Raw genomic sequence first — 13,428 nt, 5'->3', positions numbered from 1 at the left:
GGTGCTCGCTGTCGCCTATCCGACCCGCGTATAGCCTGCCGGGGTAAGAATACAGGCGGGGATGGCCGGATGTTCGATGACGGTCAGAGGCGGGCCGCCGGACGTCTGGTCAGTGACCGCGGTCTGGCAACGCCCGTCGCGGAAGGTCTGCAGCAGGGTGTAGTTGTGGCCCGCCTCGGGCGTGAAGCTGATCAGGTTCACGCACTGGGTGTTGGTGTAGAGACCGCCGGGGCCGACGGGGAAGATCTCGGCCAGAAGGTGAACACGCTGACCGGCCGTCAGGCGGAAGGCCTTCGCGCCGAGCGTCATCGGGTCATAGGAAGAGATGCGCAGAACCTCCGCGCAGTCAGGCCCGTTGGCCCAGGATACGATCTGCCCTGTGCCGAACCGTCCCAGTTCGGGGTCGCGTGGATAGTCCACGCGGACCGTCGTCGGGGACTCTGGTGGCTGGACGAAAACCGTCTCGCAGCCAGAGAGACCGAGGCCCAGCGTCGCGATCGCAAGCACGGCTCCTGACCGTATGGCTGACCGGATTGCGCGGTTCTGCTTCCCCATTCGCCCATCCCCCGATAAAGCCCGGCCAGCTAGCCGCGAATCCGCGCGCACCGTCAAGCGAGCCGCCCATGTCCGACCTTCAGAAGAAGCACGCCGGCGAAGCCGCCGCCCTCCGCGTCGAGGCCGGGATGGTGGTCGGCCTCGGCACCGGCTCGACGGCGGCGTGGTTCGTCAAGGCGCTGGCGGCGCGCAAGCTGGAGGGGCTGCGCTGCGTCCCGACCTCGGAAGCCACCGCCGAGCTGGCGCGTGAACTGGGCCTGACGCTGTCGACGCTGGAGGACACGCCGCGCATCGACCTGACCGTTGACGGCGCCGATGAGGTCGGGCCCGGTCTGGCCCTGATCAAGGGCGGCGGTGCCGCCCTGCTGCGCGAGAAGCTGGTGTGGGAAGCCTCGACCCGCTGCATCTGCATCGCCGACAAGGCCAAGGTGGTGCCGGTGCTGGGCCAGTTCCCGCTGCCGATCGAGGTCGTCGCCTTCGGCCACAAGACGACCGGCAACCGCATCGCCGACGTCCTGCTCGACCACGAGATCGAACTGCCCGCCCGCGCCCGCATGGCCGAGCGCGGTCTGGTCCGCACCGACGGCGGCAACCTGATCTATGACGCCAAATGCGGCGCGATCCACGATCCCGTCCGCCTCGCCGACGATCTGAAGCTGATCACCGGCGTGGTCGAGCACGGCCTGTTCCTCGACCTCGCCGACGAAGCCATCATCGGCACGGACGACGGGGTTGAGGTGCTGCTGCCGTAATCCCACTTATTCCGCTCGGATAACGGAGCCTGACATGGCCGACTACGACTACGACCTCTTCGTCATCGGCGCCGGTTCGGGCGGGGTGCGCGCGGCGCGGCTGACCTCGCTGGGCGGCAAGCGCGTGGCCATCGCGGAGGAGTATCGCGTCGGCGGGACCTGCGTGATCCAGGGCTGCGTGCCGAAGAAATTCATGGTCATGGCCTCGGAGGTCAGCCACAGCCTGCACATCGCCGAGGGCTACGGCTGGTCCTTCGACAATACGAAGTTCGACTGGCCGACCTTCCTTGAGGCCAAGGACGTCGAGATCGCGCGCCTGTCGGGCATCTACGCCGCCAACCTCGGCAAGGCGGGCGTTGATCTGGTTCACGGCCGCGCGGTGTTCAAGGACACGCACACGGTCCAGATCCTGAAGAAGGACGGCAGCGTCGATCGCGAGATCACCGCCGACAAGATCCTGATCGCCACCGGCGGCCGCCCGTGGGTGCCCGAAGACCTGCCGGGTATCGAGCACGCCATCACCTCCGAACAGGCCTTCCATCTGCCGGAGCTGCCCAAGCGCATCCTGATCGCGGGCGGCGGCTATATCGCGGTGGAGTTCGCGGGCATCTTCGCCGGGCTCGGCGTCGAGACGACCCTGATCTATCGCGGCCCCAACATCCTGCGCGGTTTCGATGACGACGTGCGCGCCCATCTGGCGGGGGAAATCGAGAAGCGCGGCATCAAGGTCATTCTGGGCTGCCAGCACGAGTCCATCGAAAAGACCGAAACCGGGCTGGTGAACCGGCTCGGGAACGGCATGACCATCGAGACCGACGTGGTCATGTTCGCCACCGGCCGCATCCCCTATGTGAAGGGTCTCGGGCTCGAGAAGGCCGGCGTCGAGCTGACGGAGCAGGGGGCGATCAAGGTCGACACCTGGTCGAAGACCAACGTCGACAACATCTGGGCCATCGGCGACGTGACCGACCGGATGAACCTGACCCCGGTCGCCATCCGCGAGGCGGTCGCCTTCCATCAGACGGTGTTCAAGGACAATCCGCAGGCCTTCGACTACGAGGCCGTCGCCACCGCCGTGTTCAGCCAGCCGCCCGTGGGCGTGGTCGGCCTGACAGAGAACGAGGCGCGTCACTCCTGTCCCGGCGAGGTGGATGTCTATCTGACCCGCTTCCGCCCGATGAAATACGCCTTCACCGGCTCGGACGAACGGGTGCTGATGAAGCTGGTGGTCGACGCCGAAAGCCAGAAGGTCGTCGGCGTCCACATCGTCGGCCCCGAGGCGCCCGAGATGATCCAGCTGGCCGCCATCGCCGTGAAGGCCGGCCTGACCAAGGCCCAGTGGGACGCCACCTGCGCCGTCCACCCCACCATGGCCGAGGAACTGGTCACCCTGCGCGAGAAGCAGTCGCCGGGGAACATGTCGGCGGGGTGAGAACCGGACGTGGGCGCCTGAAAGTGATTAGTGGCTAGTGATTGGTGGGTGGCCGCGGACCGGCCTGTTCCAGGACGACATCCGCACGTGACGCCGCGATCCACTAATCACTAGCCACTAATCACTTCACATCCCCCGCGCTTTCCGGGTCACACGGATCATTTCAGCCAACACGCCGCGTTGTCCCGGCGGGATCATCGGCCTATCTTGTCCGAATGAGTACGCGCTGGACACCCGAGAGCTGGAGACAGAAACCCGTCGTGCAGATGCCGACGGACTATCCCGACATGGCCGAACTGCGCCGTGTCGAGGATGAACTGCGGGCCATGCCCCCGCTCGTGTTCGCGGGCGAGGCGCGGCGTCTGACGTCCAAGCTGGCCGAGGTCGAGGCAGGCAACGCCTTCCTGCTGCAGGGCGGCGATTGCGCCGAGAGCTTCAAGGAGTTCTCGACAGACAACATCCGCGACACCTTCCGTCTGATCCTTCAGATGGCCGTGGTCCTGACCTTCGCGGGCCGCAAGCCCGTGGTGAAGGTCGGCCGCATCGCCGGCCAGTTCGCCAAGCCCCGCTCGTCGGGCGTGGAGCAGATCGACGGCGTCGAGCTGCCCAGCTACCGCGGCGACATCATCAACGGCATGGGCTTCACGTCGGAGGAGCGGGTTCCCGATCCCCAGCGCCTGCTGAAGGCCTACAACCAGTCGGCCTCGACGCTGAACCTGCTGCGGGCCTTCGCGGGCGGCGGCTACGCGGACCTGTACAACATCCATCGCTGGACCCTGGGCTTCGCGGGCGACAACGCCGCCGGCGCCCAGTACCGCGAACTGGCCGACAAGATCACCGAGGCCCTGGCCTTCATGGAGGCGGTCGGCGTCACCCCCGAGACCCATCCGGACCTGAGCCGCGTCGAGGTCTTCACCTCGCACGAGGCCCTCCTGCTGAACGTCGAGAGCGCCCTGACGCGTCTGGACGGCGGCTCGGGCGAATGGTTCGACACCTCGGCCCACATGCTGTGGATCGGCGAGCGCACCCGTCAGCTGGACGGCGCTCACGTCGAATTCATGCGCGGTATCCGCAACCCCATCGGGGTGAAGTGCGGGCCGACCATGACGCCGGACGATCTGCTGCCGCTGATCGACGCGCTGAACCCGGACAACACGCCGGGCCGCCTGACCCTGATCGGCCGCTTCGGCTCGGACAAGGTCGGCGACCGTCTGCCCGCGCTGATGAGCGCGGTGAAGGCGGCGGGCAAGCGCGTGATCTGGTCGATCGACCCGATGCACGGCAACACGCTGAAGGCCGGCAACGGCTACAAGACCCGCCCGTTCGAGCGGATCATGACCGAGGTCCGCACATTCATCGATGTGGCGGAGGCCGAGGGCGTTCACCCCGGCGGCGTGCACCTGGAGATGACCGGCCAGAACGTGACGGAATGTCTGGGCGGGGCGCAGGCCCTGACCGAGGATGACCTGTCCAGCCGCTACCACACCCACTGCGATCCGCGTCTGAACGCGGATCAGGCGCTGGAGCTGGCCTTCCTCGTCGCTGAAAGGCTCAAGGCCGGGCGGCAGTCGCGGTCGAAAGCCGCCTGACTTCGATGCAGAACGTCGGACGCCCGGAAGCCGACACCGCCCCCGGTCGCTGCGGCTATCAGGGCGCGCCCGGCGCCTTCAGCCATGAAGCCTGCCTCGACCTGCGCCCGTGGGACGAGGCGGTGGCCTATGACACCTTCGCCGAAGTGCTGGACGCGCTGAAGGCCGGTCAGATCGGCGCGGCCCTGATCCCGGTCGAGAACTCGACCATCGGTCGGGTCGAACCCGCCGCCACCCTGATCGAGCAGTCGGACCTGACCGTGGTGTCCGAGGCCTGGCGTCCGATCCGTCTGGCCCTGATGGCGCCCCACGGCGCGAGCCTGCGCACGGTCAAGACCGCCGAGAGCCATCCGGTCGCCCTTCGTCAGTGTCCGGCTTCGCTGGCGTCGCTGGGCGTCACCCCCGTGGAGGCGTTCGACACGGCCGGGGCCGCCCGCGCCGTGGCCGAGGCGGGCGATCCGACCCGCGCCGCCGTCGCGCCCGCCCGCGCCGCCGAGGTCTATGACCTGTCGATTCTGCGCAACGACATCCAGGATTCCAGCGACAACCGCACGCGTTTCGTCCTGCTCAGCGCCGGAATCGCTTGACCGCGCACGATTGTTGCGGCTTTTGACCCTCATGGTCCTCTCGCAAGCCATCGCTGCGACCTCATTCGCCCGCTTCAACGCGGCCGCGGACCTGTATTTCTACGGCTTTCGATACGCCGGCTGAGGCGTCAGGCGCTGCGTCCTGACGGCCTCGCCGGCGACCGTCCCGTTAGGGACGGCGGCTCGCAAAAGCTTCATGCCGTACTGAAATCGAAAGTCTTCTCCCCGTGCCCCAATCCGCTTCCCTGCAACAGGTCTGGCCGTCCTCGATGACCGATCCCGCCGACCTGTCTCCCGAACACATGGCTCTGGCCGCCTTGCGCCATGAGATCGACCTGCTCGACGACGAGCTGCTGGCCCTGTTCGAGCGCCGCCTCGCCATCGCCGCCCGCGTCGGCAAGGCGAAGGACGCGCCCGCCGGTCCCCACGTCAAACTGCGCCCCGACCGCGAGAAAATGGTTCTGGACCGTCTGGTCGCCAAGGCCGATCCCGACAACCGCGAGGCCGTTGAAAGCCTGTGGCGGCAGATCGTCGGCTGGGGGCTGGCTCGTCAGGGTCGGATGCAGGTGCAGGTCTGGTCGCCGATCGAGCCGACCCGCGCCTTCGACGGCGCCCGCCTGCGCTTCGGCGCCGCCGCCGACATGCGCGCCGTCCGTGATCCGCAGGCCGCGCTGAAGTGGGCCGCTGAAGGCCACGGCGTCGCCGTTCTGGCCATCAACACCGAGGACGCCTGGTGGACCGGCCTGCGTCGGGAGTGGACCGGCCTGAGCGTCTTCGACGGCTTCGGCGGCGGCGCCATCCCGACCGCCCTGGCCGTCGGCAAGATCGACCCCGCCGCCCTGCCGAACGGCCGTCGCGTGATCGTCGATGTCGGCGGTGATGCGGGCGACGGCGGCGGCATCCGCCGTCAGGGCCTCGCCACCCACCACGGCTGGACCCTGTCCCTGACCGACGCCAAGGTCAGCGTCGGCGGCGCGGAAGGCTGTGTGGGGGCGCTGGGCTGAATAGGGGTTAGGGATTGGGGATTGGTTGGCCGGGACGACCCGTGATCCCCCTGATCCTAATCCCTGGTCCCCAATCCCTCTCCTCAGACCGCCATATTGTCGATCAGACGCGTCCGCCCGATCTTCGCCGCCGCGAGGATGCGGGCGGGACCGTCCAGGGCGCCGTCGATCTCCGACAGGTCGTCAGCCCGGCGGATGGCGACGTAGTCGACGCTGTCGAAGCCCGCGGCCGTCAGCGCGCCCTCGGCCCAGTGTTCAGCCTCTGCGACAGAACCGTCCCGCGCCCTGACCCCGGCCTCGGCCAGCACCCCGTTCAGCTTGCGGGCGATCTCCAGTTCGGCTTCGGACAGGTAGGCGTTGCGGCTGGACAGGGCCAGGCCGTGGCCGTCGCGGGCGGTCGGCAGGCCGACGATCTCCACCGGCATGTCCAGATCGCGCACCATCCGGCGCACCACCATCAGCTGCTGCCAGTCCTTCTCGCCGAAAACGGCCAGATCGGGCTGCACCTGATGCAGCAGCTTGGACACCACCAGCGCGACGCCGCCGAACATCTGCGGGCGGAAGGCGCCTTCCAGTCCCTCGGCGGGCGCACCGACGCTGATCGTGGTGGTCGCGCCCCCCGGATACATCTCGGCCACCGCAGGCGCATACAGCAGGTCGCATCCCGCTCCGGCCAGCAGTTCGGCGTCTCGGGCTTCCTGTCGCGGATAGGCGTCCAGATCCTCGGTCGGGGCGAACTGGGTGGGGTTGACGAAGACGCTGGTCACCACCTTGTCCGCCCTTCGCTTCGCCTCGCGCACCAGCGACAGGTGGCCGTCATGCAACGCCCCCATGGTCGGAACGAATCCGACGGTGAACCCCTGACGCTTCCAGCCGCTTACGGTCTCGCGCAGGTCGGCGATGGTGCGGACGGCGGGCAGGGGAAGGGCGTCTGGCATGGTGAACGTATTAACCTTGCACGTTAGTCGTGTCTGTGAACCGTGCGGCAAAACCTGCCGGGTAAGGTGTGGCTTATGACGCCGAGCCTCCTGATCCGTCCAGTGCTGGCCTTGTTCCTGACCGCGGGCGTCAGCGCCTGCGGCATGGTCGACAGCGATCCCAACCGTTTCGAGAACCTCGCCCAGCATCTGGCCTCCGTGCCGCTGAACGGCGAGGCCACGCGCAAGGAAACGCCCGCCCCCGCGCAGAACCGCCCCGCCGAGAGCACTCTTCGTCGCGCCCTGACTGTTGAGGTCATGGAGGATGTGGAGCTGTGGGACGCCCGCTACGGCGCCATGGGCGAAGCCGGGCCCGTGGTGGTCGAAGCCGCCGTCGATCAGGCCCGCGCCCACGTACAGGATGCGGTGAACGGCCCCGCGCTGCGCCGGCCCCGTCCGGAGCGCGCCGCCGCCCCGCATGCGCCGCGTCCCGTCGCCGAGCCTGCCCGTGCCCGTGGCGGTCTGGTGCAACTGGGCGCCTTCTCCAGCGAACAGTCCGCCCGCGCCGCCTGGGCCCGTCTGAAGACCGGCGGCGCCGGCTGGGCGCTGGACGGCCTTTCCCCGACATTCGAGGCCGTCTCGGTCAATGGACGCAATCTGGTGCGACTGAAAGTCCGCGCTCCGGCCGCCGGCGCCGCCGCCCTGTGCGCAGCCGCCGGGATCGATGATCCCTGGTGCCGCCGGACGGCCTGACCGGCGCATCCACAGCCCTGATCTTCCCGTTCGTTGACGGGCGGCGCCCGTAGGCCAATTCTGCCTGACTACGGGCCCGCCTGAGTCGGCGGCCGCTTCGGGATTGAACTCCATGGCTGACCCCACGGTCATCGTCGTCGGCAACGAAAAGGGCGGGGCGGGCAAGTCGACCCTAGCCATCCACATCGCCACCGGCCTGCTGCACGCCGGAAAGCGTGTCGCCATCATCGACCTGGACCTGCGCCAGCGCTCGATGAGCCGCTTCTTCGCCAATCGCGCCGCCTGGACCGCCGGCAACGGCCACAGCCTTCCCATGCCGAGCGAGCCCGACATGGGCGACGGCAAGGCGCTGGCCAAGGCCGGGGAGGCCGAGCAGCTGGCCCGCTTCGAGGCCGCCTTCACCGAGGCGCGCGCGACCGCCGACGTCATCCTGATCGACACCCCGGGCGGCGATACCGTCCTGTCGCGCACGGCCCACGGTCTGGCCGACCAGATCGTCACCCCGATGAACGACAGCTTCGTCGATTTCGACCTGCTGGGGCAGGTCGATCCGGTGACGCTCGACCTGCTCAAGCCGTCGATCTACTCCGAAAGCGTCTGGGAGGCCCGCAAGCACCGCGCGATCACCCAGGGCCGCAACGCCACCATCGACTGGATCGTGGTCACCAACCGTCTGGCCGTGGCCGAGGCGCGGAACCGCCGCCGTCTGGAAGAGCGGATGGAGAAGCTGGCCCGACGCGTCGGCTTCCGTATGGGGCCGGGCTTGCGTGACCGGGTCATCTATCGCGAGCTGTTCCCCTTTGGGCTGACCGTCGCGGACCTGTCCACGGACGTGCGGCCCGTCGCCGTGTCTCTGGCCCACGTCGCGGCCCGTCAGGAACTGCGTAATCTGATGCAGTCCCTGGGCCTCGAGGGCGGCTCGCTCGACAATCCGCTCGACGCCGCCGCTTGAGTCCGCTCTGGCTGGTTCTGGCCGCCATCGCCGTCTGGGCCCTGATCCGTCTCGGCCGCCAGGGCGAGCGGGCAGGGCGCGGCCACTGGCGCGTCACCGCCACCCTGTTCAGCGCCGTCATGATCGCCGGCGGCGTGCTGGCGCTCAGCAAGGGTTCATGGGTTCTGGGCGGCGGCCTGACGGCGGCGGGGCTCTGGCTGACCGTGGCCTCGCGTCTGCGCCAGACCGCGCCGCGCGCCCAGGGCATGAGCGACGGCGAGGCGCGCGCGATTCTGGGCGTGTCCGCTGACGCCTCAAAGGCCGAGATCAATACCGCCTGGAAGCGCGTCATGGCGCGCGCCCACCCCGATCAGGGCGGCACCGAAGGGCTGGCCGCGCGGGTCAACGCCGCGCGGGATCATCTGCTGAAGCGGTAGGTCGGGCGGAGGATTACCCCTCCGCCGCCTTCTTCTTCGCCGGAGCCTTCCTGGCGGCAGGTTTCATGGCCGCAGCCTTCTTCGGCGCGGCGGCCTTCTTCGGAGCCGCCTTCTTCTTCGCCGCCGGAGCCTTGGCCGCGCGTTCGGCCAGCAGCGGGATCGCCGCCTCCAGCGTCATGTCCTCCGGCGCCGTGCCCTTCGGCAGGGTGGCGTTGACCTTGCCCCACTTCACATAGGGGCCGAAGCGACCGGCCATGACCTGCACGGGGGCCTTGTCCTCGGGGTGCTCGCCCAGTTCCTTCAGCGGCGCGGTGGCCGCGCCCCGGCCCGGACGACCGGCGCGCTTCTCGGCCAGCAGGGCCACGGCGCGGTTGATGCCGACCTCGAAAACTTCTTCGATGTCAGAGACATTGGCGTAAGTCCCCGCGTGAAGCACGAAGGGACCGTAGCGACCCAGGCCGGCGGTGATCATCTTGCCGTCTTCCGGATGGACGCCCACCTCGCGCGGCAGGGCCAGCAGGCGCAGGGCCTGATCCAGATCCAGAGACGCCGGGCTCCAGCCCTTGGGCAGGGACGAGCGTTTGGGCTTGTCCGCGTCCAGCGGCATGGTCTCAACATAGGGACCGAAGCGACCGATCTTCAGCTCGACCGGCTGGCCCGTCACCGGGTCGTTGCCGAGCGTGCGATCCCCGCCGTCCGCGCCGCCGCCGTCCGCGTCGGGCGCGGCGACCGGGCGGGTGTATTTGCAGTCCGGATAGCGCGAGCAGCCGACGAAGGCGCCGAAGCGGCTGGTCTTCAGGCTGAGCTGGCCCTGATGGCACAGGGGGCATTCGCGCGGATCGGAACCGTCTTCCTTCATCGGGAAGATGTGCGGCCCCAGCGACTCGTTCAGCGCGTCCAGAATGGCCGTGGTGCGCAGCTCGCCCGCGGCGCTGGTGGCGGCATGGAAGTCGGTCCAGAAGTCGCGCAGCAGCACCTTCCAGTTCAGCTCGCCCGCCGACACCTCATCCAGACGGGTCTCCAGCGCGGCGGTGAAGTCGTACTCCACCCACTTGCGGAAGAATTGCTCCAGGAAGGCCGTGACCAGCCGCCCCTTGTCCTCGGGATAGAAGCGGTTCTTGTCGACGCGGACATATTCGCGGTCGCGCAGGGTGGTCAGGATCGAGGCATAGGTCGACGGACGACCGATGCCCAGTTCTTCCAGCTTCTTGACCAGGGTCGCTTCCGAATAGCGCGGGGGCGGCTCGGTGAAGTGCTGCTCGGCGCGGATGGCCTCGACCTTGGCGGTCGATCCTTCCTTCAGCGCCGGCAGGCGGGTGGTGTCGTCCTCGTCGTCCTCGCCGGTTTTCTGCTTCTCGTCCCGGCCTTCTTCATAAACGGCCATGAAGCCGTCGAAGGTCACGACCTGACCGGTGGCGCGCAGGGCGGTCTGGCCGCTCGGCTCCTCGATCTCGACCGTGGTGCGGTCCAGCTTGGCGGACTCCATCTGGCTGGCGATGGTGCGCTTCCAGATCAGTTCGTACAGGCGTTGCAGGTCGCTTTCGAGACGCAGGGTCTCGGGCGCGCGGGCCATGTTGGTCGGACGAATGGCTTCGTGCGCTTCCTGAGCGTTCTTGGCTTTCGTCTTGTAATACTTCGGTTGTTCCGGAACGTAGGCCGGACCGTAACGGGCCGCGATAACCTCGCGCGCCTGGGCGATCCCTTCGGGGCTGACGTACAGGCCGTCGGTCCGCATATAGGTGATCAGGCCACCCTGATCGTCCACGCCCTCATACAGTTTCTGCGCCGCCTGCATGGTGCGCTGGGCGGTGAAGCCCAGCTTGCGCGAGGCTTCCTGTTGCAGGGTCGAGGTCATGAAGGGCGGGCTGGGCGAACGCCGCACCGGCTTCTTCTCGACCGAGTTGATCGTGAACACCCCGGCGTTGATGGCGTCGCGCGCGGCGGTCGCCATGGCTTCCGAGATGATGTCCAGACGCTGCACCCGCTTGCCGGCGTGCTTGACCAGACGGGCGGTGAACGGCGGGCTGTCGGCGGCCAGATCGGCCTCTACGGACCAGTATTCCTGCGCCTTGAACTTCTCGATCTCCATCTCGCGATCAACGACGATGCGCAGGGCGACCGACTGCACCCGACCGGCCGAGCGCGCGCCCGGCAGCTTGCGCCACAGCACGGGCGACAGGGTGAAGCCCACCAGATAGTCCAGCGCCCGACGGGCCAGATAGGCTTCGACCAGCTCCATATCCACGTCGCGGGGCGCGGCCATGGCCTCCAGAACGGCGGACTTGGTGATGGCGTTGAAGGTGACGCGCTGGACGGTCGTGTCCTTCAGCGCCTTCTTCTTCTGCAGCACCTCAAGCAGGTGCCAGCTGATCGCTTCCCCTTCACGATCCGGGTCGGTCGCGAGGATGACGCGGTCGGACTTCCTGGCGATCTCGGCGATTTCGCTCAGCCGCTTGGACGCCTTGGCGTCCACCTCCCAGGTCATGGCGAAGTCTTCGTCCGGCAGAACCGATCCGTCCTTCGACGGCAGGTCGCGGACGTGACCGTAGGAGGCCAGGACCGTGTAGTCCGGGCCGAGGTACTTATTGATGGTCTTGGCCTTCGCAGGGCTTTCGACAACGACGAGATTCATTAGGGGAGGCGCCTTTCGAAGGGGCGGGAACGTGGTTGGCTCAAGCCTCGCTGTCAATCGTGAGGCGAGCAAAGGGAGTCAAAGAGAGGCCATTCCGCCCGGGAGAAGGGTCGCGCGACCGGAGAGATTGAGCTCCAGCAGGGCCGCGGCGACGGCGCTGATCGGCGCACCCGCCGCGCGCGCCAGTTCGTCGCGGGGCGTCGGCGTCGGCGAGAGCAGGGCGGCGACCCGCTCGATCAGGGCCTCATCCACCGCATCGGGGGCGCCCTCGAACGGATTGTCGGCGGGCGGTTCACGCACGGATCGCATCCGCCCGAACTCCCGCTCGATGTCGTCAAGCCCCTCGCACAGGATCGCGCCCTGCCGCAGCAGCTCGTTCGGCCCCTTGGCGCGCGGGTCAAGCGGCGAGCCGGGCACGGCGAACACATCACGGCCCTGTTCATTGGCAAGCCGGGCCGTGATCAGCGAGCCGGACTTTATCTCGGCTTCCACCACGACCACCCCGCGCGACAGTCCCGAGATGATGCGGTTGCGGCGGGGAAAGTCCTTCGCCTGCGCACGATGGCCCACGGGGCTTTCCGAGACGATACAGCCCTGTTCCGCGATCTGGTCGTAGAGCCCGGCGTTGTCGGGCGGATAGACGTCGTCCACCCCGCCGCCCAGAACCGCGACCGTGCCGGTGGGCAGGGCGCCGGTGTGCGCCGCGCCGTCGATGCCGCGCGCCAGACCGGACACCACCACATGCCCCGCCTCGCCCAGTTGCTGCGCCAGACCGCGCGCGATCCTCTGTCCGCCCGCCGAGGCGATCCGCGCCCCGACAATGGCGACGCAGGGCCGCTGCATCAGGCTCGCATCGCCGCGCGTCCACAGCACCGGCGGAGGCGGATCGACCGCCGCCAGCATGTGGGGATAGTCCTCGTCGCCCAGCACGATCAGCCGCGCGCCGATCCGGTCGCCGGCGGCGATCTCGTCCTCGATGCGGTCGAGGGCGGGCAGGGCATGGCCCGCGCCGCTCTTGCGGATGAGGTCAGGCAGGGCCTCGACGGCCCGCTCGGCGCTCTGGAAACGATCCAGAAGCTGGCGGAAGGCGACGGGACCGATGCGGTCTGTGCGGGCGAGCCGCAGGCGGGCGAAACGCTCTGCCCGCGACAGGGTCACGCCTTCCTCGCGCCGATCCTGGGTTCGACCCCCTTGAGCAGGCGGCCGATGTTGTCCGCGTGTCGGATCCAGATCAGCACGGCGGTGAAGATCGCCAGGATCAGGATGGCTCCCGGCGCCGGCAGCCCCAGCGCCGCGAGTGGCAGGATGGCGTAGACCGGCGCCGCCGCGGAGGCGACCAGCGCCGACAGCGACGAGATGCGGAACAGGGCCGCCATCAGAAGCCAGGTCACGCCCGCCAGCAGGCCCAGCGGCCAGGCGGCGGCCAGCAGAAGGCCGAAGAAGGTCGCCACGCCCTTGCCGCCCTTGAAGCCGAGCCAGACCGGGAACAGGTGGCCCAGGAAGGCCGCGCCGCCGGCGACGGCGCCCGCGACCTCATTGCCGAACAGGGTGCGCGCGATCAGCAGGGCCGCGGCGCCCTTGCCGGCGTCCAGCAGCAGGGTGGCCAGCGCCAGATCCTTGCGGCCGGTGCGCAGCACGTTTGTCGCGCCGATGTTGCCCGAGCCGATGTTGCGGACATCGCCCGCACCCGCCGCGCGGGTCAGGACCACGCCGAACGGAATGGAGCCCAGCAGGTAGCCGCCGATCGCCACGAGGGCGAGCGTCCCCAGAGCGGGCCCGACCAGATCCTGCAATGCAACCCCCATACAGCCAATGCGTGTGTATCACGCTTTCGCGCGT

13 protein-coding genes are annotated in these 13,428 nt (G+C 68.6%); 8 read left to right on the top strand and 5 right to left on the bottom strand.

Annotated elements, in window-relative coordinates; all coding sequences use genetic code 11:
• Nucleotides 1-15 precede the first annotated feature (15 nt).
• Nucleotides 16-507 carry a hypothetical protein gene (locus tag ACODRV_RS11660; RefSeq protein ID WP_141626746.1) on the bottom strand — a complete coding sequence of 164 codons (492 nt, stop codon included), beginning with the start codon at nucleotides 505-507 and terminating at the stop codon, nucleotides 16-18.
• A 116-nt stretch (nucleotides 508-623) separates the two neighbouring features.
• Between ACODRV_RS11660 and rpiA the strand changes: the two genes are divergently transcribed.
• From rpiA to ACODRV_RS11635, 5 genes are all read left to right on the top strand, one after another.
• Nucleotides 624-1,307, top strand: a complete 684-nt coding sequence (gene rpiA / locus ACODRV_RS11655) for a ribose-5-phosphate isomerase RpiA (RefSeq protein WP_141626745.1) — start codon at nucleotides 624-626, stop codon at nucleotides 1,305-1,307.
• A gap of 34 nt (nucleotides 1,308-1,341) precedes the next feature.
• Nucleotides 1,342-2,739, top strand: coding sequence for a glutathione-disulfide reductase (gor, locus tag ACODRV_RS11650; protein ID WP_488908424.1), 1,398 nt, complete (start codon nucleotides 1,342-1,344; stop codon nucleotides 2,737-2,739).
• Nucleotides 2,740-2,954: 215 nt separating this feature from the next.
• On the top strand, nucleotides 2,955-4,328 hold the full coding sequence (locus ACODRV_RS11645) for a class II 3-deoxy-7-phosphoheptulonate synthase (protein ID WP_488908423.1): 1,374 nt from the start codon (nucleotides 2,955-2,957) through the stop codon (nucleotides 4,326-4,328).
• Between the two features lie 5 nt (nucleotides 4,329-4,333).
• Nucleotides 4,334-4,915, top strand: a complete 582-nt coding sequence (locus tag ACODRV_RS11640) for a prephenate dehydratase domain-containing protein (protein ID WP_488908422.1) — start codon at nucleotides 4,334-4,336, stop codon at nucleotides 4,913-4,915.
• Between the two features lie 227 nt (nucleotides 4,916-5,142).
• A complete protein-coding gene (locus ACODRV_RS11635) occupies nucleotides 5,143-5,919 on the top strand; it encodes a chorismate mutase (RefSeq protein WP_141626741.1) in 777 nt (258 codons plus the stop codon).
• An 83-nt stretch (nucleotides 5,920-6,002) separates the two neighbouring features.
• On the opposite strand, the gene panC is transcribed toward ACODRV_RS11635, so the two are convergent.
• Nucleotides 6,003-6,857: a pantoate--beta-alanine ligase gene (gene panC, locus ACODRV_RS11630; protein WP_488908421.1), complete on the bottom strand. Its 855-nt coding sequence runs from the start codon at nucleotides 6,855-6,857 to the stop codon at nucleotides 6,003-6,005.
• A 75-nt stretch (nucleotides 6,858-6,932) separates the two neighbouring features.
• Between panC and ACODRV_RS11625 the strand changes: the two genes are divergently transcribed.
• The 3 genes from ACODRV_RS11625 (at nucleotide 6,933) to ACODRV_RS11615 (ending at nucleotide 8,957) form a co-directional block, all read left to right on the top strand.
• Complete coding sequence (locus tag ACODRV_RS11625) at nucleotides 6,933-7,589, top strand: SPOR domain-containing protein (protein WP_488908420.1); 657 nt, start codon at nucleotides 6,933-6,935, stop codon at nucleotides 7,587-7,589.
• Between the two features lie 112 nt (nucleotides 7,590-7,701).
• A complete protein-coding gene (locus ACODRV_RS11620) occupies nucleotides 7,702-8,541 on the top strand; it encodes a division plane positioning ATPase MipZ (RefSeq protein WP_141626738.1) in 840 nt (279 codons plus the stop codon).
• On the top strand, nucleotides 8,538-8,957 hold the full coding sequence (locus tag ACODRV_RS11615) for a J domain-containing protein (protein ID WP_488908419.1): 420 nt from the start codon (nucleotides 8,538-8,540) through the stop codon (nucleotides 8,955-8,957). Before ACODRV_RS11620 ends, ACODRV_RS11615 begins: the two co-directional genes overlap by 4 nt.
• 13 nt (nucleotides 8,958-8,970) lie before the next feature.
• Here the strand turns inward: ACODRV_RS11615 and topA are convergent, their stop codons facing one another.
• The 3 genes from topA to plsY all read right to left on the bottom strand — a co-directional run bounded on the left by topA (nucleotide 8,971) and on the right by plsY (nucleotide 13,382).
• On the bottom strand, nucleotides 8,971-11,589 hold the full coding sequence (gene topA, locus ACODRV_RS11610) for a type I DNA topoisomerase (protein ID WP_488908418.1): 2,619 nt from the start codon (nucleotides 11,587-11,589) through the stop codon (nucleotides 8,971-8,973).
• 78 nt (nucleotides 11,590-11,667) lie between these two features.
• Nucleotides 11,668-12,747 (bottom strand): DNA-processing protein DprA, encoded by a 1,080-nt coding sequence (gene dprA / locus ACODRV_RS11605; protein WP_141626735.1) that lies wholly within the window; start codon nucleotides 12,745-12,747, stop codon nucleotides 11,668-11,670.
• Nucleotides 12,744-13,382, bottom strand: a complete 639-nt coding sequence (gene plsY / locus ACODRV_RS11600) for a glycerol-3-phosphate 1-O-acyltransferase PlsY (RefSeq protein ID WP_240811596.1) — start codon at nucleotides 13,380-13,382, stop codon at nucleotides 12,744-12,746. The genes dprA and plsY overlap by 4 nt, the downstream gene beginning before the upstream one ends.
• Nucleotides 13,383-13,428: the final 46 nt, after the last annotated feature.

The organism is Brevundimonas sp. FG8 (assembly GCF_057808845.1).
The sequence above is the reverse complement of the archived record's forward strand: the minus strand, read 5'-3'. Positions and strand labels throughout refer to the sequence as shown.

What these genes read in the sequence shown, in the direction of transcription:
- ACODRV_RS11620 (WP_141626738.1), top strand. Translation starts at nt 7,702, where the DNA reads ATGGCTGACCCCACGGTCATCGTCGTCGGCAACGAAAAGGGCGGGGCG.
- topA (WP_488908418.1), bottom strand. Translation starts at nt 11,589, where the DNA reads ATGAATCTCGTCGTTGTCGAAAGCCCTGCGAAGGCCAAGACCATCAAT.
- panC (WP_488908421.1), bottom strand. Translation starts at nt 6,857, where the DNA reads ATGCCAGACGCCCTTCCCCTGCCCGCCGTCCGCACCATCGCCGACCTG.
- rpiA (WP_141626745.1), top strand. Translation starts at nt 624, where the DNA reads ATGTCCGACCTTCAGAAGAAGCACGCCGGCGAAGCCGCCGCCCTCCGC.
- gor (WP_488908424.1), top strand. Translation starts at nt 1,342, where the DNA reads ATGGCCGACTACGACTACGACCTCTTCGTCATCGGCGCCGGTTCGGGC.
- ACODRV_RS11640 (WP_488908422.1), top strand. Translation starts at nt 4,334, where the DNA reads ATGCAGAACGTCGGACGCCCGGAAGCCGACACCGCCCCCGGTCGCTGC.
- ACODRV_RS11625 (WP_488908420.1), top strand. Translation starts at nt 6,933, where the DNA reads ATGACGCCGAGCCTCCTGATCCGTCCAGTGCTGGCCTTGTTCCTGACC.
- ACODRV_RS11645 (WP_488908423.1), top strand. Translation starts at nt 2,955, where the DNA reads ATGAGTACGCGCTGGACACCCGAGAGCTGGAGACAGAAACCCGTCGTG.